25 protein-coding genes are annotated in these 23,157 nt (G+C 50.7%); 23 read left to right on the forward strand and 2 right to left on the reverse strand.

From position 1 onward, the window contains the following. The first annotated feature begins 32 nt into the window (after window positions 1-32). From nth to Psch_RS17685, 20 genes are all read left to right on the forward strand, one after another. Window positions 33-695 (forward strand): endonuclease III, encoded by a 663-nt coding sequence (nth, locus tag Psch_RS17590; RefSeq protein ID WP_190259123.1) that lies wholly within the window; start codon window positions 33-35, stop codon window positions 693-695. After that, the gene (gene trmL, locus Psch_RS17595) at window positions 692-1,150 is read left to right on the forward strand and encodes a tRNA (uridine(34)/cytosine(34)/5-carboxymethylaminomethyluridine(34)-2'-O)-methyltransferase TrmL (protein ID WP_190259124.1); all 459 of its coding nucleotides are present in this window, start codon (window positions 692-694) and stop codon (window positions 1,148-1,150) included. Before nth ends, trmL begins: the two co-directional genes overlap by 4 nt. Before the next feature lie 25 nt (window positions 1,151-1,175). After that, window positions 1,176-1,637, forward strand: coding sequence for a YbaK/EbsC family protein (locus Psch_RS17600; protein ID WP_190259125.1), 462 nt, complete (start codon window positions 1,176-1,178; stop codon window positions 1,635-1,637). A 16-nt stretch (window positions 1,638-1,653) separates the two neighbouring features. Next, the gene (locus Psch_RS17605; protein ID WP_190259126.1) at window positions 1,654-5,226 is read left to right on the forward strand and encodes a DNA polymerase III subunit alpha; all 3,573 of its coding nucleotides are present in this window, start codon (window positions 1,654-1,656) and stop codon (window positions 5,224-5,226) included. 360 nt (window positions 5,227-5,586) lie between these two features. Continuing rightward, window positions 5,587-6,093, forward strand: a complete 507-nt coding sequence (locus tag Psch_RS17610; RefSeq protein WP_190259127.1) for a phosphatidylglycerophosphatase A family protein — start codon at window positions 5,587-5,589, stop codon at window positions 6,091-6,093. 90 nt (window positions 6,094-6,183) lie between these two features. Next, window positions 6,184-6,417, forward strand: a complete 234-nt coding sequence (gene mtrB, locus Psch_RS17615; protein ID WP_427910119.1) for a trp RNA-binding attenuation protein MtrB — start codon at window positions 6,184-6,186, stop codon at window positions 6,415-6,417. A 213-nt stretch (window positions 6,418-6,630) separates the two neighbouring features. Further along, entirely contained in the window at window positions 6,631-6,822 is a 192-nt protein-coding gene (locus Psch_RS17620; RefSeq protein ID WP_134220182.1) for a glutamate decarboxylase, read from the forward strand. 32 nt (window positions 6,823-6,854) lie between these two features. Further along, window positions 6,855-7,706: an acetyl-CoA carboxylase, carboxyltransferase subunit beta gene (gene accD, locus Psch_RS17625; RefSeq protein WP_190259128.1), complete on the forward strand. Its 852-nt coding sequence runs from the start codon at window positions 6,855-6,857 to the stop codon at window positions 7,704-7,706. Between the two features lie 4 nt (window positions 7,707-7,710). After that, complete coding sequence (locus Psch_RS17630; RefSeq protein WP_190259129.1) at window positions 7,711-8,670, forward strand: acetyl-CoA carboxylase carboxyltransferase subunit alpha; 960 nt, start codon at window positions 7,711-7,713, stop codon at window positions 8,668-8,670. Window positions 8,671-8,786: 116 nt separating this feature from the next. Then, a complete protein-coding gene (pfkA, locus tag Psch_RS17635; protein ID WP_190259130.1) occupies window positions 8,787-9,749 on the forward strand; it encodes a 6-phosphofructokinase in 963 nt (320 codons plus the stop codon). Window positions 9,750-9,761: 12 nt separating this feature from the next. Beyond that, entirely contained in the window at window positions 9,762-11,516 is a 1,755-nt protein-coding gene (gene pyk / locus Psch_RS17640; RefSeq protein WP_190259131.1) for a pyruvate kinase, read from the forward strand. A 261-nt stretch (window positions 11,517-11,777) separates the two neighbouring features. Further along, a complete protein-coding gene (locus Psch_RS17645) occupies window positions 11,778-12,383 on the forward strand; it encodes a DedA family protein (protein WP_190259132.1) in 606 nt (201 codons plus the stop codon). An 88-nt stretch (window positions 12,384-12,471) separates the two neighbouring features. Further along, complete coding sequence (locus Psch_RS17650) at window positions 12,472-13,464, forward strand: GDSL-type esterase/lipase family protein (RefSeq protein WP_190259133.1); 993 nt, start codon at window positions 12,472-12,474, stop codon at window positions 13,462-13,464. A 251-nt stretch (window positions 13,465-13,715) separates the two neighbouring features. Then, on the forward strand, window positions 13,716-14,222 hold the full coding sequence (locus tag Psch_RS17655) for a hypothetical protein (RefSeq protein WP_134219562.1): 507 nt from the start codon (window positions 13,716-13,718) through the stop codon (window positions 14,220-14,222). A gap of 67 nt (window positions 14,223-14,289) precedes the next feature. Then, the gene (locus tag Psch_RS17660) at window positions 14,290-14,757 is read left to right on the forward strand and encodes a ferritin family protein (RefSeq protein ID WP_190259134.1); all 468 of its coding nucleotides are present in this window, start codon (window positions 14,290-14,292) and stop codon (window positions 14,755-14,757) included. 65 nt (window positions 14,758-14,822) lie between these two features. After that, window positions 14,823-15,041 carry a hypothetical protein gene (locus tag Psch_RS17665; protein ID WP_134219560.1) on the forward strand — a complete coding sequence of 73 codons (219 nt, stop codon included), beginning with the start codon at window positions 14,823-14,825 and terminating at the stop codon, window positions 15,039-15,041. 93 nt (window positions 15,042-15,134) lie between these two features. Continuing rightward, the gene (locus tag Psch_RS17670; protein ID WP_190259135.1) at window positions 15,135-15,812 is read left to right on the forward strand and encodes a YetF domain-containing protein; all 678 of its coding nucleotides are present in this window, start codon (window positions 15,135-15,137) and stop codon (window positions 15,810-15,812) included. A gap of 28 nt (window positions 15,813-15,840) precedes the next feature. Continuing rightward, entirely contained in the window at window positions 15,841-16,221 is a 381-nt protein-coding gene (locus tag Psch_RS17675; RefSeq protein WP_134219558.1) for a DUF4363 family protein, read from the forward strand. 299 nt (window positions 16,222-16,520) lie between these two features. Continuing rightward, window positions 16,521-17,408, forward strand: a complete 888-nt coding sequence (locus Psch_RS17680) for a cation diffusion facilitator family transporter (RefSeq protein WP_190259136.1) — start codon at window positions 16,521-16,523, stop codon at window positions 17,406-17,408. A gap of 90 nt (window positions 17,409-17,498) precedes the next feature. After that, a complete protein-coding gene (locus tag Psch_RS17685) occupies window positions 17,499-17,750 on the forward strand; it encodes a hypothetical protein (RefSeq protein ID WP_134219556.1) in 252 nt (83 codons plus the stop codon). Window positions 17,751-17,962: 212 nt separating this feature from the next. Here the strand turns inward: Psch_RS17685 and Psch_RS17690 are convergent, their stop codons facing one another. Next, a complete protein-coding gene (locus Psch_RS17690) occupies window positions 17,963-18,553 on the reverse strand; it encodes an Hsp20 family protein (protein ID WP_190259137.1) in 591 nt (196 codons plus the stop codon). Window positions 18,554-18,760: 207 nt separating this feature from the next. Next, the gene (locus Psch_RS17695; RefSeq protein ID WP_190259138.1) at window positions 18,761-19,204 is read right to left on the reverse strand and encodes a DUF2512 family protein; all 444 of its coding nucleotides are present in this window, start codon (window positions 19,202-19,204) and stop codon (window positions 18,761-18,763) included. A gap of 228 nt (window positions 19,205-19,432) precedes the next feature. Here Psch_RS17695 and Psch_RS17700 point away from each other — a divergent pair, with 228 nt between their 5' ends. The 3 genes from Psch_RS17700 to Psch_RS17710 are packed head-to-tail and all read left to right on the forward strand — an operon-like array spanning window position 19,433 to window position 22,945. Continuing rightward, window positions 19,433-20,959, forward strand: coding sequence for an HlyD family secretion protein (locus Psch_RS17700; RefSeq protein ID WP_243124226.1), 1,527 nt, complete (start codon window positions 19,433-19,435; stop codon window positions 20,957-20,959). Window positions 20,960-20,975: 16 nt separating this feature from the next. After that, window positions 20,976-21,731: an ABC transporter ATP-binding protein gene (locus Psch_RS17705; RefSeq protein WP_190259139.1), complete on the forward strand. Its 756-nt coding sequence runs from the start codon at window positions 20,976-20,978 to the stop codon at window positions 21,729-21,731. Further along, a complete protein-coding gene (locus tag Psch_RS17710; RefSeq protein ID WP_190259140.1) occupies window positions 21,728-22,945 on the forward strand; it encodes an ABC transporter permease in 1,218 nt (405 codons plus the stop codon). The genes Psch_RS17705 and Psch_RS17710 overlap by 4 nt, the downstream gene beginning before the upstream one ends. Window positions 22,946-23,157 lie beyond the last annotated feature (212 nt).

Consider the following 23,157-nt stretch of genomic DNA (forward strand, 5'->3'; position numbering starts at 1 on the left):
CCTGCGGTGTCAAAAGGTGGCTTATAAAAAACATGGTAATCAAGAATACATTTGCTGGTGCGGAAAAAGCTGCTAAAATATTATCCATATTAGAAATGGCGTATCCCGGAGCCGGTACGGCCCTAAAATTCAGCACGCCTTTTGAACTGCTGGTAGCGGTAATGTTGTCTGCTCAGAGCACAGATCAGCAGGTTAACCGGATTACCGGATCTCTTTTTTCGAAGTATCACACGCCTGGTGATTTTGCCGCCCTGGCGCCGGAGGAACTGGCTGAAGAGATTAAAGGCTGTGGGTTGTATCACAATAAAAGCAGGTACATCATTGACGCTTCGCGGCAGATTCTTGCCCGGCACGGCGGCAAGGTACCGGAAACCAGGACAGAGCTGGAAGCGTTGCCGGGAGTGGGCAGGAAAACGGCCGGAGTGGTGCTGGGGCTGGCCTTTGGCGGCGACTCCCTGCCGGTCGACACCCATGTTTTCCGTGTGGCCAGGCGTTTGGGACTCTCCGAAGCAAAGGAACCTGGCCGGGTGGAAGACGACCTGTCCAAATTGATCCCGCCCAGGCAGCGGATGGCGGCCCATCACCTGTTTCTTGCCCACGGCCGGACAACCTGCCGGGCCAGAAAGCCGGCCTGCGGCGATTGCGGCCTGAGAGAACTTTGCCGCTACTATTCTACGGGAGGACTTAAAACTTGAATATCGTCCTGGTTGAACCTGAGATACCGGCTAACACGGGAAATATTGCGCGGACCTGCGCCGTCACCGGTTCCTCGCTGCACCTGGTACGCCCCCTGGGCTTCTCAACTGCTGATAAATATTTAAAAAGGGCTGGCCTGGACTACTGGCATTTGGTCGAAGTCCTTTATTATGACAGTTTTCAGGAAGTGGTGGAAAATCATCAGGGTAGTTGTTTTTATCTGGTAACTACCAAAGCGCCAAGAAGTTACTGCGAAGTTAGGTACCAGCCGGATTCCTTCCTGGTATTTGGCAAAGAGACCCGCGGGCTGTCCCCTGAGATTTTAAATTCTGCTCCAGAAAATCAAATTCGCATACCCATGGTCGAGGAGGCCCGGTCTCTGAATTTGGCCAACTCAGTGGCTGTTGTTCTCTATGAGGCGCTGCGCCAGCAGGGTTTCCGCGGGATGATCTAACGGAGTCGAAGAAGAGGTGTTATTAATGAATGTCATCGAGAAGGTGCAGTCCTATCTGGACCAGTATAACCTGGGCTTGAAAATTATTGAACTCAAGGAAGATACCAGTACTTGTGAACTGGCCGCCGCGGCTCTTGGAGTTGAAGTCGGGCAGATCGCCAAGACACTGGTGTTTTTAGCCGACGACCAACCCGTGCTTGTTGTGGCCAGCGGGGACCGGAAAATAAATAGCGGTAAGTTAAAAAGGCTCCTTGCAGCGGCAAAGGTCCGCATGGCTGACCCGGATACGGTCCTGGAGGTTACCGGTTATCCAGTTGGCGGGGTCTGCCCTCTGGCTTTACCTGAAAGCCTCCCAATATTTTTGGAAAGTACCATGCAGCGTTTTGGAATGGTTTACGCAGCGGCGGGAACGCCAAATTCAGCCCTCCCGGTCACCATGCGGCAGTTGGAGATAATCACCGGGGGGAAATGGGCCGATTTGATTTAGATAGGAGCGTTATAACTTGTTTGTCCATTTGCATTTGCATTCAGAATACAGCCTTTTAGACGGAGCGGCCCGCATCAAAAAAGCGGTCTCCAGCGCCAAAGAGATGGGGATGCCCGCCCTGGCCATCACCGATCACGGGGCCATGTACGGCGTTGTGGAATTTTACAAGGCCTGCAAGAACGCCGGGATTAAGCCGGTCCTGGGCTGTGAGGTCTATGTGGCGCCCCGTACCATGGACGACCGTACGCCAAGGGTCGACGACCACCCGTACCACCTGGTCCTGTTGGCGGAGAATGAGGAGGGTTACCGGAATTTATTGGAGCTTGTATCCCTGGGCTTTACCAGAGGTTTTTACTACAAACCCAGGGTCGATAAAGAAGCGCTGGCAAGGTACAGCAAAGGCTTGATAGCCTTAAGCGGCTGCATCGGGGGAGAAGTCGCCTCCCGGGTCTTAGCTGGAGAGCTGGAAAAAGCCAGGCAGGCAGCCGTTGCATACAGGGATATTTTCGGGCCGGATAATTTTTTCCTGGAACTGCAGGACCATGGTTTTCCGGAACAGCGCACGGCCAACCGGGAACTTGTAAAAATTCACGAAGAAACTGGCATACCGCTGGTGGCTACCAACGATGTCCATTATGTCCGGCGGGAGGATGCGGCCAGCCAGGATGTGCTTTTAGCGATTCAAACCGGAAAAAGCGTGGACGACCCCAGCCGGATGAAATTTCAGTCTTCAGAGCTCTATCTAAAGAGCGAAGATGAGATGAGCCTCTTATTTGGAGAACAGCGGCAGGCTCTGCATAACACGCTGCAAATTGCCGAACGCTGCCAGGTGGAGATGGATTTCAGCCAGTACTATCTGCCGTATTTTGCGGTGCCCGAGGGCTATACGGCCGATACCTACCTGGAAGAACTCTGCTACCAGGGCGCCCACCGGAGATACGGTGATGAACTAAGTGAGGAAGTAAAAAACAGGCTGTCCTACGAACTGGGCGTCATCAAGAAGATGGGTTATTCAGCCTATTTCCTTATTGTGTGGGACTTTATCAATTTTGCGCGGCAACAGGGCATTCCTGTGGGTCCCGGCCGCGGTTCCGCAGCCGGCAGCCTGGTGGCGTACAGCTTGACCATTACCAACCTCGACCCGTTAAAATACGATTTGCTCTTTGAGCGTTTTTTAAACCCCGAGCGGGTTTCCATGCCTGATATTGACACTGACATCTGTTATGAGCGCAGAGGCGAGGTAATTGACTACCTGGTCCAAAAATACGGGACTGACCATGTGGCCCAGATTGCAACTTTTGGTACCATGGCGGCACGGGCGGCTATTAAGGACGTCGGCAGAGCCATGGACATGCCTTACGGTGAAGTGGACCGGGTAGCCAAGCTGGTCCCCATGGAACTTCACATTACTATTGAAAAAGCATTAAGTACTACTCCTGAATTAAAAGAACTTTACGACCAGAAGGCGGATATCAAAAGACTGATCGACACTGCGATAGCCCTGGAGGGAATGCCCCGGCACGCTTCCATTCATGCCGCCGGCGTAGTGATTACGAAAGACCCGCTGACCCACTACCTGCCCCTTTATAAAGCCAGCGACGGTCCGGTGACGACCCAGTTTCCCATGGGCACGGTGGAAGAACTGGGCCTTTTAAAGATGGACCTTTTGGGCTTGCGCACGTTGACGGTAATCAGTGACGCAGTCCGCATGATCGCTGAAAACACCGGGACAGATCTGGATATTGGGGAAATCCCCATCGACGACCGGGCCGCCTATGATTTGCTGTGCAGGAGCGAGACCACAGGGGTATTTCAGGTGGAAAGCAGCGGTATGAAAGCCATCCTGCGGGAATTGAAGCCTAGTGTGTTTGCGGATATTGTACCCCTGATGGCGCTGTACCGGCCCGGCCCTCTGCAAAGCGGGATGGCTAAGGATTTTATCAAAAACAAGCAAGGCATTACTAAGACCAAATACCTGCATCCCAAGCTGGAGCCCATCTTAAAGGACACCTACGGGGTCATTCTCTACCAGGAGCAGGTTATGCGCATATCCAGCGACCTGGCCGGGTTCAGCCTGGCTGAAGCCGACATGCTGCGGCGTGCTATGGGTAAGAAAAAACCTGAAATTATCGCGGGCCTGCGTTCACAATTCGTCGAAGGCGCCGGTAAAAACGGTGTAAACGAGAGTATTGCCGGTGAAATCTTTGACCTGATGGAGAAGTTCGCGGGTTATGGTTTTAACAAATCCCACTCGGCAGCTTATGGCCTGGTTACATATCAGACTGCCTATCTCAAAGCAAATTACCCGGTAGAGTTTATGGCTGCGCTGTTAACTTCGGTTAAAGATAATGCCGACAAGATGGCTTTCTATATTGAAGAATGCCGGCGTATGGGCATAGAGGTCCTGCCGCCGGATGTAAACGAGAGCGGGGAGAGCTTTACGGTAGCCGGGCCGAAAATTCGCTTTGGCCTGGCAGCCGTGAAAAATGTTGGTATGGGAGCAGTTGAAGCGATTATCCAGGCCAGGCGCGAGGGAGGGCAGTTCCCTAGCTTCGCTGATTTTTGCCGGCGGATGGACACCAGAGTAGTCAACAGGCGGGTATTGGAAAGCCTCATTAAATGCGGCTCTTTTGACTCGTTGGGCGACCGGCGGGCCCAACTGATGGGTGCTGTTGACTCAGGCTTGAGTCTGGCACAGCAGTCACAGCGGGATCGGGCTAACGGGCAGATGTCCCTCCTGGATCTTATGGACGAAAGCGAGACCGTATCCCTGACCCTGCCGGAAGTGGCGGAATTCCCCACGGAAGAAATACTGGCCATGGAAAAAGAAACCCTGGGCTTTTATGTCAGCGGGCATCCACTTGCGGCATACCGGGGGGTCTTAAACAAGTTGGCCACAGTTACCACTACGGAATTAGCCGAACTGCCTGATGACAGTGATGTAGTGCTGGGAGGGTTGATTTCCGGAGTCAAAAAAGTCAGTACCCGTAAAGGGGACGCTATGGCTATTTTAACTGTGGAAGACCTTACTGGTTCGGTTGAGGTTGTAGTTTATCCTCGTCCCTACCAGAAGAACATCCTGGCCATCAGGGTTGATGAAGTGGTTCTGATCAAAGGCAGGGCTAAAGAAAATAGTGAGGAAAAAAAGATTATAGCAGATGAGATTTCAACTCTTGATTCCCATCTGGGTGGGGAGCTGCACTTAAAAATCGACAGCCTGCAGTCCCAGCTGCTGGATCACGTTAAAATGGTGCTTTCCAGTTTTCAGGGGGATGCGCCGGTATTCCTTCATTTTGTACAGGAAAAGAAAGTGATTAAGGCCGGCGAAGAGTTCCATGTTGATCTATCGGGTCCGGTGGTGGCCAGGTTGGAAGAAATGATGGGCCACGCCAGGGTTAAAGTAAAGAGAATTGTTGATGAAGAAGGTTCATCTTCAGAAAAAATAAAAGAAAGGCCTGTAGAAACAACCCCAACTGGTACAACTCTTGGTGAACCGGCCGTTCCTCAGGCCGGACTGGAGCAGGCGCATACTCCACGCAAGAAGCCCGGAACATCCACCGCAGAATTCTTTAGTATTCTAGAGCTTTAACCAGGGTTGACCTCTAAAATAAGTCCAGCCTACAGGGCGTTTTAAAAATGTAGGTGCGAATTCATTCGCACAAAAGTTAAATTAGCCACACAAGTTCGGCGCTGGCGCGCCGTGTGCGATTGTTTCATGACGCGTGGCGCCGCGATAGCGGCTTGTGGAACTACTCACGCAAGCTGTAACTTATTGATTCAATTGGCCTATGAGAATGCTGGATATACTACGCCCTACGTCTTACGGCTAAAAATCGTGGGAGCGACTATTCGCACATTGCCATTAGAAGGGAGTATATATAAGCGGTTTGTAGTATACTACTGCCCTCCAGCATAGTAATGAATAAAGTATATAAAGGGAGGTCTATCAATGAGCAAGGAATTGGCGGCCCTGTTGATGGAGAGAGGGGTCTACCTGCATGAGATCGCCCAAATTGTTTACGAATTGCAGATAGGGTTTGTACCCGGTCTTACTCTGGAATACTGTGTTGAGGTCTTAACCGGGGTTTTGGAGAAAAGAGAAGTCCAGTTTGCCGTGCTTACCGGTGTGGCCCTGGATAACCTGGCGGAAGCCAACCTGCTGCCCTCTCCCCTCCAGGAAATTATTCAAAATGACCACCCGCTGTACGGTATTGATGAGGTATTGGGGTTGGGCATAGCGAATATCTACGGCACCATCGGGACCACCAGTTTTGGCTACCTGGATAAAGAGAAGGTGGGAGTGATCGGCAGGCTTAATTTAAACAAAATTAATAAGGTCAACACGTTTATGGACGATCTGATAGCAGGCATTGCCGCTGCGGCAGCTGCCAAAATCGCCCATGCCAGTATCAGCCATATCAGCAATCTGAACAGCAGGACTGGACCAAAGAGCTGACCACTTGCTTGTAAAAGGTGTTGCCCTGTGTTAATATGGATTTGTCATAAGATGGGTTTGTTAAATGAAGGCAATCACAAGGGGTGATCGATGTTGCAGGAAATGTGGGAAATTACCGGCGAGTATGTGGTGATTAAGGCGCTGGAAAATGGGGTCACCATCATAGGTTTGACCCGGGGCAGGGACACCAAGTTTCACCATTCCGAAAAGCTGGATAAAGGGGAAATCATGATCGCCCAGTTTACCGAACATACCTCAGCAATCAAAATAAGGGGAAGGGTGGAACTGCTGACCAAACACGGCAGTCTCAAAACAGACGATTAAACTGCCGGTATAGAGTATTATTATCCAACTGGACGTTTCTGATTGGGGATATTTTCCTGAGACGAGGTGTGTCCTATTTTTTTAATGAAAAATGGCACTGGTATCCAGGGCAAAAGCTCTGGATATACTTATTTTAGTGAAAAAGAGGATTACCGTCCAAACGGGTAGAAAGATTATTTGCGAGACGGCAAAACTGGAAGAGGAGGCATTCTTGTGTGGACGGTGGTATATATTGCGCCTAGTCTGAAAGAAGCCGAAAAGATGAGAAATCTTTTATCGACTGAGGGCTTTTTAGTGAAACTAAGGACAATCGGCCTGCCGCAAGCCAACGATGCATGTTCCGTGGAAATATTAGTTCCGGAGTCGGAAGTGGATGAGGCGCTGGAAACTATCAATACTATTTAATTTGTTTTAAAGTTGTGATAAGGAGTGTTTTTATGGTTCTAGAGTTTTTTCGCAAGCAGAAATACATAGCGGTGCAGCCCGAACCCGTCAGCCGTGATATCCCTGAAGGTATATGGGTCAAATGCAGCCGCTGCAATGAAATTATCTTCAGCAAGGAACTGGACAAAAATTGCAAGGTCTGCCAGAAATGCGGGTTTCATTTCAGGGCGTCGGCTTACGAGCGGATAGCGATGACGCTGGATGAAGGGACCTTTAAAGAAATGGATACCGATATGCTGCCGGTTAACCCGTTTAAGTCTGCTGAATACGAAGAGAAGTTGCAGGCGGCGCGCAAAAAGAGCGGGCTGAATGAGGCGGTGGTAACGGGGGAAGGCGCCCTGCAGGGCTTTCAGGTCGTGATTGTCGTCATGGACTCCAATTACATGATGGCCAGTATGGGCACCGTGGCAGGAGAGAAAATAGCCAGGGCTATAGAGGCGGCAGCCGAAGGGCAGAAGCCGTTGATCATTTTTTCAGCTTCCGGGGGCGCCCGCATGCAGGAAGGTATACTATCCCTGATGCAGATGGCCAAGACGGTAGCCGCTCTGGATAAATTGGAAAAAGCCGGTCAACTCTATATTTCAGTATTAACCGATCCCACTACCGGCGGGGTCAGCGCCAGCTTTGCCGCCCTGGGCGACATTATCATCGCCGAACCGGGAGCTCTGATCGGCTTTGCCGGCCAGCGTGTCATCGAACAGACTATACGGCAGAAACTGCCGGAAGGATTTCAGCGGGCGGAATTTCTAAAAAGCCATGGCTTTGTTGATATGATAGTGGCCAGGACGGAGCTGAAATCGACATTGGCCAAAATATTGGAATTACACCTGCGGGGGGAGAAGTAAGTTAATGTCGGCTACTCTTGAATTTGAAAGACCCATCCAGGAATTGGAAGAAAAAATTGATGAGCTTAGAAAGTTCTCCAGGGAAAAAGGTATCGATCTTACTAACGAGATAACAATCCTTGAAAACCGGGCCAGGGAGGTCAGGGGGTCTATATACGGAAACCTCAACTCCTGGCAAAAAGTCCTCATTGCCAGGCATCCCGAACGGCCCAACGCGTATTATTACATTAACAATTTGTTTACTGACTTTATGGAACTGCACGGCGACCGCTGCTTCAGGGATGATCCCTCGGTGGCAGGGGGTATCGGCCGGTTTAACGGATATTCGGTCACCGTAATCAGCCATCTCAAGGGAAAGGACACCAAAGAAAATCTGGCCAGGAACTTCGGTATGGCTCATCCCGAGGGGTATCGCAAGGCCATACGCCTGATGAAGCAGGCTGAAAAGTTCAAGCGCCCTGTGATAACATTTATTGACACCCCCGGCGCTTACCCCGGCATGGGCGCGGAGGAGCGGGGGCAGTCCGAGGCTATCGCTAAAAGCATTCTCACCATGGCAGCTCTCAGGGTCCCCATTATCTCGGTGGTGATTGGCGAAGGAGGCAGCGGGGGTGCCCTCGCTTTTGGTGTTGGCGACCGTATCTTGATGCAGGAGCACGCCGTCTATTCGGTTATAACACCAGAGGGTTACGCCAGCATTCTGTGGAAGGATTCCAGCCGCAACCGCGAAGCTGCCGAGACGATGAAAGTTACTGCCCAGGACCTCCTTGCTCTTGGTGTGGCCGACCAAATTGTACCCGAGCCGCTGGGAGGCGCCCACAGAGAACCTGAAGCCTCGGCTGAGCTCTTAGGCAAAGCGCTGGCCGCAAATCTGAATGAATTGCTTGGTATAGACCCGGACATACTTGTAGCAGCCAGATATAAAAAGTTTCGGGCGATAGGAAACCTTGGAGGGACTTTTTAATCAAAAACCAGTGTTGAGCCCGCAGGATAACGGTATATATTCAGTAAACCATGCTTCCACCGCCGGGTTCACTGAAAAGTTACGGATAACGATAACATCTCAGGAGGCTAAAACAGTTGCAGCGGATTGCCTTATTAACCAGCGGCGGGGATTCGCCGGGTATGAATGCCTGTATCAGGGCTGTTGCACGCAAGGCAATATATCACGGTATGGAAGTTATCGGTATCAATCGCGGTTTTAACGGTTTTATAGAAGGGGACATGGGTCCTATGAACCTCAGTTCGGTGGCTGATATTATCCACCGGGGAGGGACGATCCTGCACACCGCCCGTTCGGAACAGTTTCTTACCCCTGAAGGGCGCGCCAGGGCTTATGAAAATGTCAAAAGGTTCGGGGTCCAGGGCCTGGTGGTAATCGGCGGCGACGGGTCTTTTCGCGGCGCCAGTGTTTTTAGCCGGGAATTCGGCCTTCCGGTCATCGGAGTGCCCGGCACCATTGACAACGACATTCCCGGTACGGAGCAGACCATCGGTTTTGATACGGCAATCAATACGGTATTGGAAGCTATTGATAAAATCAGGGATACGGCTACTTCACACGAGCGCACCTTTATTATCGAAGTCATGGGCAGACGGAACGGTTCTATTGCTCTCGCCTCCGGCCTGGCCGGAGGCGCCGAGTCCATCCTGATCCCGGAGCAGCCCTTTGACTATGAGGACATCTGCCAGCGTCTCCTGCGCGGCTTTCGCCGCGGCAAAGCACACAGCATTATTGTGGTTGCGGAGGGGGCGTCAGGCGGCATGGAGGTCGGGCAGCGCATCAAGGAACGTACTGGTTTTGACACCAAAGTAACAATCCTGGGACACCTCCAGCGGGGAGGGTCGCCGTCCGCGGCCGACCGGCTCCTGGCCAGCCGTCTGGGCGCCAAGTCGGTGGAGCTCTTGATGGCCGGGGAGACAAGAAAGATGGCCGGCGTCAAAGCCGGTCAAGTCGTTGGAGTGGATATTGACGAGGCGCTAAACGAGTCCAGGCCTGTAGACCTGTCGCTGTATGATTTAGCCGGTGTCCTTTCGATTTAAGGAGGAGATAGTTTGCGGCGGTCAAAAATAGTTTGCACCATTGGTCCTGCCACCGATGATGTGGCCATGCTCAAGAAACTTCTCCTGGCCGGGATGAATGTGGCCCGCTTGAATTTCTCCCACGGTACCCATGAGGAGCACGGCAGGCGCGCTGCAGCGGTGCGCCGGGCAGCCGCCGAGGCCGGCGTAAATGTGGCGATTATGCTCGATACCAAGGGGCCGGAAATCCGCCTGGGCTATTTTAAGGAAGAACCGGTTATCCTCGAAGAGAATGCCACCGTGACTCTGACCACCGAGCAGATCAAAGGGGACCGGGAGCGCATACCCGTGACCTACCCCGGGTTGCCCGGTGACGTTAAAGAGGGCGACGCTATCCTGATCGCGGACGGTTTGATCGAGCTCAAAGTTTTGTCCACCACACCCACAGAAATATTATGCAGGGTTATCAACGGAGGGAAATTGGCCAGCCAGAAGGGCATTAACCTGCCCGGCGTGGAGGTGAATCTTCCTGCTGTCACCGAAAAAGATGTTCAGGACATCACCTTCGGTGTTGAGCAGGGTTTTGACTTTATCGCCGCCTCTTTTATCAGGAAAGCTTCTGATGTCCTGGCCATCCGCCAGGTACTGGAAGAGGCCGGCGCCAACCTGGACATCATTTCCAAAATAGAAAGCAGGCAGGCGGTTAACAACCTGGATGAAATTATCAGAGTTTCAAACGGGATCATGGTAGCCAGGGGAGACCTGGGTGTGGAGATTCCGGCGGAAGAAGTACCCCTGGTGCAAAAAGATATTATCGAGAGATGCAACCTGCTTGGTAAACCGGTGGTTACGGCAACCCAGATGCTCGACTCGATGATCAACAACCCCCGTCCCACCCGGGCGGAGGCCAGCGATGTGGCCAACGCTATTTTTGACGGGACGGACGCGGTGATGCTTTCAGGAGAAACCGCTGCCGGCAAATACCCGCTGGAGGCGGTAGAAACTATGGCCCGTATCGCTGAACGGGCTGAAGCGGCATTGCATTATGAAGGTATGCTGGCAAAGAAAAGGGGCGCCATACCTCACCGCACCGTAACAGACGCCATCAGTTACGCTACTTGCGCCAGCGCCCAGGATCTCGGCGCCGCCGCCATTATCACCGCCACCGAGTCGGGGCACACTGCCAAAATGGTTGCCAAATACCGGCCTAAGGCCCCTGTTATTGCGGTAACGCCGCATGCCGCGGTGATGAGAAAACTTGCTCTGACCTGGGGGATCAAGCCTCTTTTAGCGGCTCCCAAGGAAAGCACGGATGAAATGATGGCGGAAGCCGTTGAGGCTTCCCTGCAGGCCGGGTTGATTAAGGGGGGAGATTTGATTATTTTTACTGCAGGTGTTCCCGCAAGAGTACAGGGCACCACCAATTTGCTGCGCGTTCATACCGTGGCGGATATTCTGGCAAGGGGTGTGGGCATCGGCCGTGATGCGGTAACCGGCGTAGTGAGGGTTGCGGGTGATTCTAGAGAGGCTGTCGATAAGGTTAAACAGGGCGATGTCCTGGTGGCCAAAGCAACAGACACCGAATACATACCGGCCATGAAAAAGGCCGCCGCGGTGGTTACTGAAGCGGGAGGCCTGACTTCCCACGCTGCCATTGTCTGCCTCGAGTTCGGCATACCGGTGGTGGTAAATGTTGAACAAGCTACCTCGGTACTGCCTGACGGTGAACTGGTAACCATAGACGGGCACAGGGGCCTGATTTACAAGGGCGCCGCCAAAGTACTGTGATGAGACGTGAGAAGTGGGACGTGAGACGTGAGTATATTCTGCATTTCTTATCAGTTTTGTGTAGGGTGTAAGGGGTTAAGTCATTGATGGAAACATGTATTGGTGTTAGAAATTGGCTCGTTTACTGAAACTGCAGACAAAACACCTAAATACAGGCGTTTTTTGTTTAAAAGATTACTTCCCACGTCCCACGTCTCACGTCTCACGACTCATATTGTTCCTTCCTACGGGTATTCTAATAATACCGAAGGGGGGATTTTTTTGTCGGATTTTATTCTTAATTACCTCTCTACCCTGGGTTTGGTCGGGTTGCTGATGGGGGTGTTTATTGAGTCGATGGGTGTGCCTTTTCCAGGAGGGATCATGGTAATCCTGACCGGTCTTTTGGTTAACCAGGGCCGGTTGGAGTTTTCCAGCGCCATGTTGGCCACCCTCTCCGGGTATACGGGAGGCTCTTTAACCGCTTATCTTATCGGTAGAAACCTTGGCCAGCCTTTTTTTGTCCGGATCGGCGCCTTTTTACGCATATCTCCCGAGCGATTTGAACAGGCGCAGTCCTTGCTGGACCGTTCGGCTCCGGCTTTTATTATTTTTGGGCGTTTTCTGCCGGGCCTGAGCAACCTGACCCCCTATATGGCCGGCGTCACCCGCATCAGCCTGCCTTATTTTCTTTTATACAACTCCATTTTCACAGTGGGATGGGGATTTCTTTACCTCCTGTTGGGGATGTTTTTCGGCCATAATTACCAGCTGATTGCGCCTTACATAAACACCAGGCTGCCGCTGGTGGGGCTGGCCCTGCTGGGAAGTTGCCTGGCCTATCTCTTAATTAGAAATTCTCTTCGCAACAGGATAAAAAACGAATGAAAACAAAAATTATTTTAAGAGGATAAATAATCCTCCTGTGAGAAGTATTAATTGCCGGTTGACATAACAAGCAAGGCAGGGGTGTAAAATGATAACAGTGATCAAAGGAGATATTACCGGAGTGGCTGTTGATGCCATTGTCAATATAAGCCCTGTTCCGGTAGAGGATGCGTTAGTTGCCGGCGACTCGTTCAAGGGAGGCAGTTGCATTTATACAACCGGCACGGGAGAGGCCCTTGCCGCTGACGAGGCCGGGGTAAGGCTTGTCACCCGCAAGGCCTTGCTGCGGGCAGAGGAGTGCGGCTTGCATAACATCGCTGTTCCTGTTCCGGTTACAGGGTTAGGAGAGCTTGACCCGGAGGCTGCGGCTAAAGTGATGGTCAGTGAGGCAAGGCGTCTCTTGGCTCACAGCAACAGCATCGAAAACGTGATTTTTTCAGTTTTTGCTGATACGGCATTTGAGACCTTTTTAAAAGTAGCCAGGCGGGACCAGGTCGTTTGCCTGGGGGACAGCATTACTTATGGTTACCCAGGCGGGCCGGAGACCTCCTGGGTAGCTCTTTCGTCTAAGATGGTTGGCCTCACTCTGGTTAACGAAGGAATTAACGGGGATTCCACCTGCGGGATGCTGGACCGCTTGAAATATGATGTTCGACCAATGGCGCCGGCTTATGTGATCATCCTGGGTGGCGCCAACGATATCTTGCTTGGGGGCAGCGTGGAGAAGATCCAGGATAACATCAAAACCATGGCAGCGGTAGCTCTTGAGGCGGGGATATGTCCTGTCCTGGTTGTGCCGCCCCCGGCTTTGCCGGGCGGGGGCTTTGTGCCTCCCGGCTTGGCCGGTAGTCTGGCAGAAGCAATGGCAACCATCGGCTGTTGGGTCAGGTCATTTGCAGAGCAGGAGCGACTCCCGGCGCTGGATTTTTACACTCCCATGCTGGATCCCCAAACCGGGAAGGGTAACCCGCATTACTTTACGGACGGAGCTCATCCCAACCAAAAGGGTTACCGTGAGCTGGCCAGGGCGGCCGGACAGACGCTGCTCCGGTTAAAAAAAGGATTTTATTACAAAGGTTAATCACCCTTACTCTTTGTAGACCCCGCGTTCTATAAACAACTCACCAAACAGCCTCTTTTGAGCCTCTCCTCTACATTTAAGCTCGCGACGCTTTGCTTGATTTTCACCTGCCCGTTAATGTTATAATTACCCGGTAAAGGGATAAAAAGGCGTTGTTGCCGCGAGGTGCAAACATTTTTAATTTTAGACAGGAATTGTATTTCAAGTCGAGAACTTATATGTGACCGCATTTATTGCATGGGGGTAGGGGTATGTATAAAGAAATAGCCATTCCCGAATTTATTGGGGAGACAGAGCAGGCTGTGATTCTGGTGGTACCGGCCCTGGAGCGGGATTTATCGGTATTGTTTAAGCGCTTCCATGAAGGCGAGGAAATAAATTACTGGTTTAGCTGGGAATTAACACTGCTCAATGATGATCAATATATGGTTACCCTGGAGATTGGTTGGGACGGAGAAGACGTGGTTTCCATCGGCTTTACACTGGACATGTGGGAGTACCTGCCGGTTATAACCAGGCGCAGCCATGTTGTCTTGATGACGGACTGGCGTCTCATCGAGGAGGGCATTGCAGCCGGGATGGACAAGATGGGGAGATTCCGGCCCAGGGCCTTGCTGGTACGCAACGCGGGCCGGGGCATGGGAGAGCTGTCCAGTAAAGTGGCCGATCAGGCCATGTATAGCAAAAGCAATATCAAGCTGGCGCAGTTGCTTGAAATTTTGCGGGACAGCTTCATTTCAAAGGCGAACTTGCACTAGCGGCGGACGGATAGGAAAGGAAATAGTGGAAATGAATATATCATATTAAAACTCGGGAGGTATCCAGGTGGGGCCGTCCAAAATCAGCGAAATCGCCAGGGGCGCCATGCGTATAGAGGAAAAGGGCTTCAGGTTTTACAGCGCCATGGCCCGCATGACGGAAGATGAACGGGCCAGGCAGATATTTATAAAACTTGCTGATGAAGAAAAGGAACACTTAAAGGTTTTTGAAAAGCTCCTGGTGTGTTATGATCACGATGAATTTCTTGAACCGGAGGTTTCGGAGTATCTTAACGCCGTTATGCAGGAAAATCTCTTTCCCGTGGATGTGGAACCGGGGCAGGCTGGCTGGAAAGCTGAAACCATGAAGGATGCCCTGGCCATCGGGGTCCAGGCTGAAAAGGACGCCATTTTAGTCTATCATGAACTACTGTCGCGCACCCGTTCGGATAATGGACGCAAGTTGCTGTACAGTTTAATTGAGGAAGAAAAAATGCATTTGGTAGAGTTGAGAAGTTACTATGAGGAAATCTGAAGATATTTAAAATATTGCTGTATAATGGTAAATTATATATTAGGTATCTTGAGGGGGCGTTTTATATGCTGGACCTGTTTGGCAAGCTTAAGGTTAAAAAAAATCAAGAACAGGGGCATGAGGCCAGGTGCGTGTGCGGTGAGTTGGCCATCCGGATCCCCGAAGAAAAGAAAGAGATCTACTTGTGCCAGAAGTGCAATAAACTCCTCTATTACGTGGATCCCGCCCCAAGCTTGACCAACGTTATCCCGCTCAGTCTGGGTTTCTTCAAGAGACGCAAGTAACGGCTGCAGGATAGTTGTTAAGTAAACAAAATTCATATAATTAAAAGCGGTGGGAATAATACGTTTTAACAATCCTTTAGTTGGGAAGGTAAAATGATCTTAACGATTATTCGCACCCTTATTTTATTTGCCGTGGTAGTAGTGGCCTTGAGGCTCATGGGCAAGAGGCAAATCGGGCAGCTGCAGCCTTACGAACTCGTAATTATAATCATGCTATCCGAGCTGGCTGCCATCCCCATGGAGAATATCGGCATTCCACTTTTTAGCGGGCTCTTGCCAATCCTGACCCTATTAGTGGCTGGAGTTACATTGTCCTATATTTCCTTGAAAAACGTGAAGGCCAGGGGGTTTATCTGCGGTACGCCGGTTGTCTTAATCGAAGGCGGCAGAATAATAGAAAAAGAACTGCAGAGAACGCGCTTTAACATAAACGATCTGCTGGAAGAGTTGAGGTCCAAAAACTTTCCCAATATTTCTGATGTTGAATTTGCCATCCTGGAAACCTCGGGGCATTTGAGCGTTATTCCAAAATCACAAAAAAGGCCGTTGGTTCCCCAGGATTTGAATTTGTCTACACAGTATGAGGGGTTGCCCCTAACTTTGGTAATTGACGGTCAGATAATGGATAAGAATTTGCAGAAGGCCCGGCTTGACCCCGGCTGGCTCAAGTCGGAGTTGGATAAATTCGGTATCAAAAGTTTTAAGGATGTCCTGTTTGCCAGCCTGGACACGGAAGGCAAACTTTTCTATCAGGCTAAAGCAAAAACTTAAAACCAATACAACAGGTCCGGGGGCTAAGATGAGGCTGCTAACCACACTGCTAATAATATTCGTCGCTGTTGTTGCGTTGGGCTTTTGGACCAACCACCAACTTACGGTCTCAGCCAATGAACTTTTACTTGATGTGGACAAAATCCGCGGGGAAATCAACGCGGAGAATTGGGACAGCGCCTCAGAGCATACCGAGGCGCTGGAACGGAACTGGGATCGGAGAGGAAAATGGTGGCCCGCGCTACTGGACCACGAGGAAATTGATAATATTGATTTCGCCATAGCCAAAAACAAGGAATATATTGCTGAAAGAAACACCCCACTGGCATTGGGACAGCTTTCTGAAATAAGGCAGATGATTAAACACATACCTGAAAAAGGGACCATAAATCTCACTAATATTTTTTAGCAGTATTTTCTTTTTTAATCATGAGCGCATACCTGCAGGCACAATTACCGCATTTTTGAAAAAATAAAGGTACATATATGATATTGGTATCATATATTATGATTGACGATAACTAAGATATAATATAAAATAAAATAATATAGATAACTTTATGGGCTTTTATATAATTAACTATTTTGCCACGGCTTTCATTCATCCTAACGTGTGAGCCGGGGCATTTGTCTTTTTACCCCAAATGAGAATGGTTACTGATAACAATAAGAATAGTTATCATTGTAGTTAAAGAGAGGACTGGTCCAATGGATGAAAAAGCTAAGGTGGCTTTGCTCTCTATAGGTTCAAATACTTTCCTGGCCCTGGGCAAGCTGGCCGCCGGACTTTATATGGGGTCCGTCAGCGTAATTTCAGAAGCCGTACACTCGAGCCTGGATTTAGTGGCTGCGGTAATTGCCTTTTTCGCCGTAAAAACCGCAGCCAAGCCGGCGGATGACAGGCATAATTACGGACACGGCAAATTTGAGAACCTTTCGAGCATTATTGAAGCCATCCTCATTCTGGTCGCGGGCGCTATGATTATCAATAGCGCTATCCCCAAATTACAAGGGGGCGGGCAAATCGAAAGCCTTGGCCTGGGCGCCGGGGTGATGGGCGTCTCAGTGTTGGTAAACCTGTTAGTATCGCGTAAGCTATTAAAAACTGCCAGGAAAATGGAATCCCCCGCGCTGGCAGCCGATGGCTGGCACCTAATGACAGATGTTTATACATCTCTGGGGGTTTTTGCCGGGCTGGGAGCTATTTATCTGACCGGTCTGACAATACTGGATCCGATCATCGCTATTGCGGTAGCCCTTATGATCTTTAAAGCAGCTTTCAACTTGATCAGAGAATCAGTACGCAGTATCCTGGATGTTAACCTGCCCAAAACGGAGGAAAATCTAATTAAGGGAATCCTTCAAAGCTATGCGGAAGAATACGTTGAGTTCCACGACCTGCGCACGAGGAAGGCAGGTAGTGACCGATATGTTGATCTGCACCTGGTTGTACCCAAATATCAGGACATCAATGCCGTGCATAATCTCTGCGACCGCATTGAAGATGATCTTCGCGCGCAATTGCCGGGAGCGCAAATTCTTATTCACACCGAGCCCTGTGGCGGTCACTGTGAAGAGATAGGTTCTATTAAATAAATATTTGCCTGATTTTCCATAACCCTTTCAACTCCTCCTGCATAAGATTAGATCAGGTATGAATCGAAAAAAGAGGAGAGGTGTAACAAGGTGAAGCGTTTTCTTTACCCGATTTTATTTTTGATGTCCTGCATACCGGACTCGAATAAGCACCTGGAGTCATTCAACGCCGTAGCCCAAGCCGCTCAATACACGGTTAAAAATATCAAAGAAGGGTTGGATAATTTCCAGAGTACCATTATTCAGTTCAACCAGGGGCTCAACCAGCCGGTGGTGAAAATGGATGATGCGGGCAGTCAGCCGGAATCTGGCCCGAGCAACGATAGCGAAGCCGAAAAATAACCAATGATAGAAGGGGCAATTCATTCGCACCTTCAGCGAAACCATGTTTATTCAGTTGCATTAGAGCAATTCATGGCCCTTACCGGTAACGGGAAGGGCCTCGTCATTTCTAAAGCAAATAGAAGTACTATTGCCACTCTTTCACCGGCCGCAGCGACCTGTGCCGGGCTGGCAGGTTAACGAAGGAATTACCGTCATGGTAGAACAGACCGTTACTCAAACTTCACCGGAATGCGCTTTGGTGGGTCCGGTTTCTTTTTGGGGACGCTGAGGGATAAGAGACCCTTGCGGTAGGTCGCCGTGGCCCCCGAAGGTTCGACCGTGGCGGGGAGCCGGATAATTTTATGAAAGTTATCAACAGGGTTGCTGCCTCCAGGGGGGACTTTGGCCCCAAAAAGCTCGATACCCTCCTGGGAAATCAGCAGGTGCAAATCTTCATGAGAAACGATGCCGGGCAGAATGGCCTGGACGTTGACGTCCATGGCAGTTTCGTAAATCGAGACAGGTGAGACATTTCCCGCCTGACCCGGTTCAGTGAAGGCGTTCTGAGGAGGGTTGGTCTCCTGCTTCCAGAAAAGATGGTTCTCATCCTCCTGTGGGTCCTTCTGCAAATTCTCCTGCTGGTTTTTTTTATCTCTACCGGTGTGTGAAAAAGGTGACAGCTCGCCGGGGTCTATTTTTTTAATTGCCTCCAGCACTGTCTCCAGCCTATCTTTGTTCCAATAACTGCTCAAGCCCGTTTCCTTTGTCTTTTCATACAGGTCCAGGGCAAACTTCAGTAGGTCTTTTTGATCATAGCTCACAGTTGAACCTCCAAAATCAGAAGTATAGCAGGGGCGGTCCGGAGGGCATAAGGTCCTCCCAATTGCAGCGGTATTACTAAAGGATATGTCCCTATTGACCAATACGTGCTTCCACCCGCAAGAGTAAAAATATCCTGCAGCTTAAAGTGAATAGAAAAAGGCCATGGGCCTTAGCAAAGCATTATAATCATACCTGAGCCTGCGTGATCAGTCCTTGATACGTAATCTCAGGTCTTTAGATAGCCTCATGTCTATGGCGTAGATATGAAAAAACCACTCTCCAACCACAATTACCAGGGTCAGGATTGCCAGAGTCGATATAGGCAGCAAAAGCCCCGTAATGAGTCTGGTTAAACCCCAAATCAAGGGAATTGCCAGGGCTACGTCGACCAGCACGGTGATGTTGCGGCCCAACAACAGTAGAAAGGGACGGTCCGCGGCCAGGGATGTCACCAGGGTCAGAGTCAGGGCAATCACTGTTCCCCAGATTACAGTAATACCGGTTACATAAGTCAGAATAGCGGTTACCGTTAAGGCAATGATTAGCTTTGCCAGAAAGGCCCGGGCATACAAGCTCAGATGCGTCACCTCCAGCTTCAAAAATAGTATTTGGAGCAAGTAAAATTTTATCCACATCAACAAAATATTCATCGACTCTGAGGAAACCCTTGACATTTTCTTTCTTATGGTATATCTATCGATTAGACGCGAAGGCGGCATATGTGAAAGATATTGATAGTGGAAGATAAAACTGCTGTTGCTCTTGTGTTGCAGGCAGACACGGAGTATGCTGGTTACCGCCGGTTAAAAGCCATATTTCGCCTGTGTCCGACACGTGTTGTATGATGAAAACCAGGGAGGAAAGCCAGAGTGGAAAATATGCTCAATACCGAAGAAGGTAAATTAAGTCTTTTAAAAAAATTTTGTATGCCTCCGGCATTCTTTAAAAGAAAAAAACTGCTATATGGGACCTCAATAATTGTGGCGGTTGCATTGGCGGGATATTTTTTCCTGGGCAACTCAAAAAAAGCGTCGGGAGGCTATCTTACTGAAAATGTCAAAAAAGGCTCAATAACCAACACCATCTCGGCAAGTGGTACGGTCGAACCGGTAAGCACGGTTTCTCTGGCCTTTAAAAATGCCGAAATCATAAAAAATATCTACGTCCAAGTGGGAGATCATGTAACACCCGGTCAGGTTTTGGCCGAACAGGACAGCCAAAACCTGGAGTTGCAGTTAAAACAGGCGGAAGCCAACTTGGATCAAGCCATCGCCAGTATGGAACTGCTGCAAAATGGCTCCACCCAGGAGGAATTGCGGCAGTCCGAGGCAAGCGTAAAGATGGCCCAGGCGGCATATGACCAGGCCAAGTCCGACCTGGAGCGTTACCAGCAGCTGGCTGAGGCGGGAGCGGTTGCCCAAACCGACCTTGAAACCGCCAAAATAAGCTATGCCAATGCCGAGGGTAATTTAATCAAAGCACAGGAATCTTACAAGGCCCTGCAATCAGGCGCCCGGGCAGAAGATATCAAATCGGCTGCAGCTAAACTGGCAAGTAGCCAGGCGTCGCTGCAAATTGCCAGTATCGATCTGGCAGGAGCCCGGATGGTAAGTCCCATTAATGGTATCGTTAGTGAGATCAACGGCGCCGTGGGGCAGCGGGCTACGGCCAACAACAACAGCACCAGCGGGTCCAGCGGGTTTATGGTTGTGATCTCGGAAGCTTTGCAGATCAAGGCGCAGGTTAACGAAGCCGACATCGGCAAGACGGAAGTAGGCCAAAAGGTGGAATTTACCGTTAACTCTTTTCCGGAGCAAAACTTTACAGGCCGGGTCAGCAGTATATCTCCCCAGGCATACACCCTGTCCAACGTCCAAATTTACGATGTAATCATCGAAATTGACGCTAACCAGCAGGGGTTAAAAGCAGGTATGCCTGCCAATGTAAACATTATCGTCGACAGGAGCGAAGACACGCTCACCGTTTCTAAGGGAGCCGTAACCTATGCCTTAAGTTACCTTAACAAACTGGGCCAGAGCGGGACGGCAAGCCCTGCGGCTACTGAAAGCGGGGCCGACAGCCAGGGCCGGAATAGCGAAAGAGCGAGCGGGAACGGTACAGGCGGCAACAGCAATAATAACCCAGGTGACACTGCAAGCCGGCTGGAAAGCAGCCAGACCCGGCAAGCCACGGTCCTGGTGATGGGCAAGTCGGGAACACCGGAGCCACGCAAGGTAACTCTGGGACTGTCGGACTTGAGAAATTATGAAGTTATAAATGGCCTGAACGAAGGGGAAACAGTTGTGATTGGCTCTCTCAGCCAGACTGCCGCTGCGCCTGCCCAGGGCGGCCAGGGCGGCGGCCCGACGCCGATGGGGGGCGGAGTAAGGGTACGAACTAATTAGCGAACGGGGGCGCAGCATGCCTGACACAACAACGATAGAACTTAAAGACATCAGAAAAACATACACCATGGGAGAAGCGCGCATTTACGCCTTAAGGGGTATAAACTTAACCATAAAGCAGGGAGAAATGGTTGCGGTCATGGGAGCCTCCGGTTCAGGCAAAAGTACATTTTTAAATATTGTCGGCTGTTTGGACAAACCCACCAAAGGTACCTATTACCTCGACGGAGAGAATGTGTCCGAATTGGACAAGGACCAGCTGGCCACGATCCGCAACAAAAGGCTTGGCTTTGTCTTTCAGGGTTTTAACCTTTTGGGCAGGGCGACAGTAGAAGCCAATGTAGAGTTGCCGATGATCTATGCCGGGGTGGAAAAGAAAGAGATGGCCGTCAGGGCTAAAGACGCCCTGCAATGGGTCGGGCTCTCAAAATATCTGCATCATTACCCCAACCAGATGTCAGGCGGCCAGCAGCAAAGAGTCGCCATCGCCCGCGCTCTGGTCAACAACCCTTCCCTGATCCTGGCCGATGAACCAACCGGCGCGCTGGATTCAAGGACCAGCATCGAGATCGTGGCGGTGATTCAAAGGCTTAACCAGGAAAAAGGGATAACGGTGGTGATGGTTACCCATGAAAAAGATATTGCGCAATATTGCAAACGGTTAGTGACTATCAAGGACGGCCACGTTATTGAGGATACTCCGGTATTAAACCAAAGGAACGCCGACGAAGACCTGGCGGCCCTGCCGGTAGAAGCGGAGGCCGGGCTATGAATATCACCAACAACTTCGAGGTGGCCTTTAACGGGATCAGGGCCAATAAACTGAGGTCCTCCTTGACCATGCTCGGCATCATTATCGGTGTGGCGGCAGTAATAATCATGATTTCCATGGGGCAGGGCGTAACCAAAAGAGTACAGGACCAGATTTCTTCCATGGGCTCCAACCTGCTGATGGTATATCCCGGGGCCGGACAGGGAGCGGTCAGGGGCGCCGGGGGCAACGTCAATACCCTGACCCTGGAAGACGCCCAAGCTATAGCCGAACTGAACATGGTGGCCTATGTGGCGCCCGAGCTTAGTTCAAGCGCCACCCTCTCTTACTCCAACCAGACCTGGACCGCCGCCTTCAACGGGACCACCCCCGAGTTTCAGTTAATCAAAGACTGGTCCACCAGCGCGGGGTCGTTTTTTACCGAAGACGACGTAACAGGCGCCACCCCGGTGGCAGTCCTGGGCCAAACGGTGGTAGACAACCTTTACCCCGACGGCACGGATCCGGTAGGCACCACCATCAGGCTCAACAAACTGACCTTTACCGTGGTAGGCGTCCTGGCCGCCAAAGGCTCCTCCATGGGCGGGCAGGACCAGGACAATAACGTCTACATACCCATAACCACGGCACAAAGGAGATTATTGGGCGTAAATAACGTCCGTCTTATCGATGTGCAGGTTGAAAATGCAGAAAGTATGAGTTTTGTCCAGAGCAGCATCGAAAGCCTTTTAAGAGAAAGGCACCGCCTGAGCGGGACCAGCTCAGATGATTTCAACGTGCGCAACCTGGCCTCAGTGCTGGAAACAGTTGAAAGCACCACCGCCATCTTGACCCTCTTTCTGGCCGGCGTGGCCTCCATATCGCTGTTGGTGGGCGGTATCGGGATTATGAATATTATGCTGGTTTCGGTAACAGAAAGGACCAGGGAGATCGGTTTGCGCATGGCGGTGGGGGCAAAGGAAAGCGATATTCGCAACCAGTTTCTGGTGGAGGCAATGGTGCTCTGCCTGTCCGGGGGAGTGGTGGGGATTCTCCTGGGCATAGGCGTTTCTAAACTCATTGGCATGGCAGCCGGCATGACGATGTCGATCAAGCTGTACTCCGTATTAATCTCCGCAGGGTTTGCCGCAGCCATCGGCATATTTTTCGGCTATTATCCGGCCAAAAAAGCTGCGGGGTTGGACCCCATTGAAGCGCTCCGGTACGAGAGATAAACTGAATAATGATACATTTTGCGAAGCTCGCCGGCTCCAATACCTGGCGGGCTTTCCTGGTATAGTCAGCTAGTTTTTATTTCTTTTTCAAAGCAGTATTTTCCCTTTATTTTCCTTGGAGCGGCTGACCCTTTTGGGGCAAAATACAAGATTAAAGGAGCATACCTGTAATCATTAGAAACGGTCTTTGAAAAAAGAGACGCTCACCAATA

The organism is Pelotomaculum schinkii (assembly GCF_004369205.1).
Lineage (GTDB): Bacteria > Bacillota > Desulfotomaculia > Desulfotomaculales > Pelotomaculaceae > Pelotomaculum_C > Pelotomaculum_C schinkii.

Excerpts from the sequence above, each read along its gene's own strand:
- Psch_RS17675 (WP_134219558.1), top strand. The coding sequence starts at position 15,841 with ATGAGGCTGCTAACCACACTGCTAATAATATTCGTCGCTGTTGTTGCG.
- Psch_RS17655 (WP_134219562.1), top strand. The coding sequence starts at position 13,716 with ATGTATAAAGAAATAGCCATTCCCGAATTTATTGGGGAGACAGAGCAG.
- accD (WP_190259128.1), top strand. The coding sequence starts at position 6,855 with ATGGTTCTAGAGTTTTTTCGCAAGCAGAAATACATAGCGGTGCAGCCC.
- Psch_RS17650 (WP_190259133.1), top strand. The coding sequence starts at position 12,472 with ATGATAACAGTGATCAAAGGAGATATTACCGGAGTGGCTGTTGATGCC.
- mtrB (WP_427910119.1), top strand. The coding sequence starts at position 6,184 with ATGTTGCAGGAAATGTGGGAAATTACCGGCGAGTATGTGGTGATTAAG.
- Psch_RS17695 (WP_190259138.1), bottom strand. The coding sequence starts at position 19,204 with ATGAATATTTTGTTGATGTGGATAAAATTTTACTTGCTCCAAATACTA.
- nth (WP_190259123.1), top strand. The coding sequence starts at position 33 with ATGGTAATCAAGAATACATTTGCTGGTGCGGAAAAAGCTGCTAAAATA.
- Psch_RS17670 (WP_190259135.1), top strand. The coding sequence starts at position 15,135 with ATGATCTTAACGATTATTCGCACCCTTATTTTATTTGCCGTGGTAGTA.
- Psch_RS17610 (WP_190259127.1), top strand. The coding sequence starts at position 5,587 with ATGAGCAAGGAATTGGCGGCCCTGTTGATGGAGAGAGGGGTCTACCTG.
- Psch_RS17630 (WP_190259129.1), top strand. The coding sequence starts at position 7,711 with ATGTCGGCTACTCTTGAATTTGAAAGACCCATCCAGGAATTGGAAGAA.
- Psch_RS17700 (WP_243124226.1), top strand. The coding sequence starts at position 19,433 with ATGCTCAATACCGAAGAAGGTAAATTAAGTCTTTTAAAAAAATTTTGT.
- Psch_RS17710 (WP_190259140.1), top strand. The coding sequence starts at position 21,728 with ATGAATATCACCAACAACTTCGAGGTGGCCTTTAACGGGATCAGGGCC.
- Psch_RS17665 (WP_134219560.1), top strand. The coding sequence starts at position 14,823 with ATGCTGGACCTGTTTGGCAAGCTTAAGGTTAAAAAAAATCAAGAACAG.
- Psch_RS17600 (WP_190259125.1), top strand. The coding sequence starts at position 1,176 with ATGAATGTCATCGAGAAGGTGCAGTCCTATCTGGACCAGTATAACCTG.
- Psch_RS17705 (WP_190259139.1), top strand. The coding sequence starts at position 20,976 with ATGCCTGACACAACAACGATAGAACTTAAAGACATCAGAAAAACATAC.
- Psch_RS17680 (WP_190259136.1), top strand. The coding sequence starts at position 16,521 with ATGGATGAAAAAGCTAAGGTGGCTTTGCTCTCTATAGGTTCAAATACT.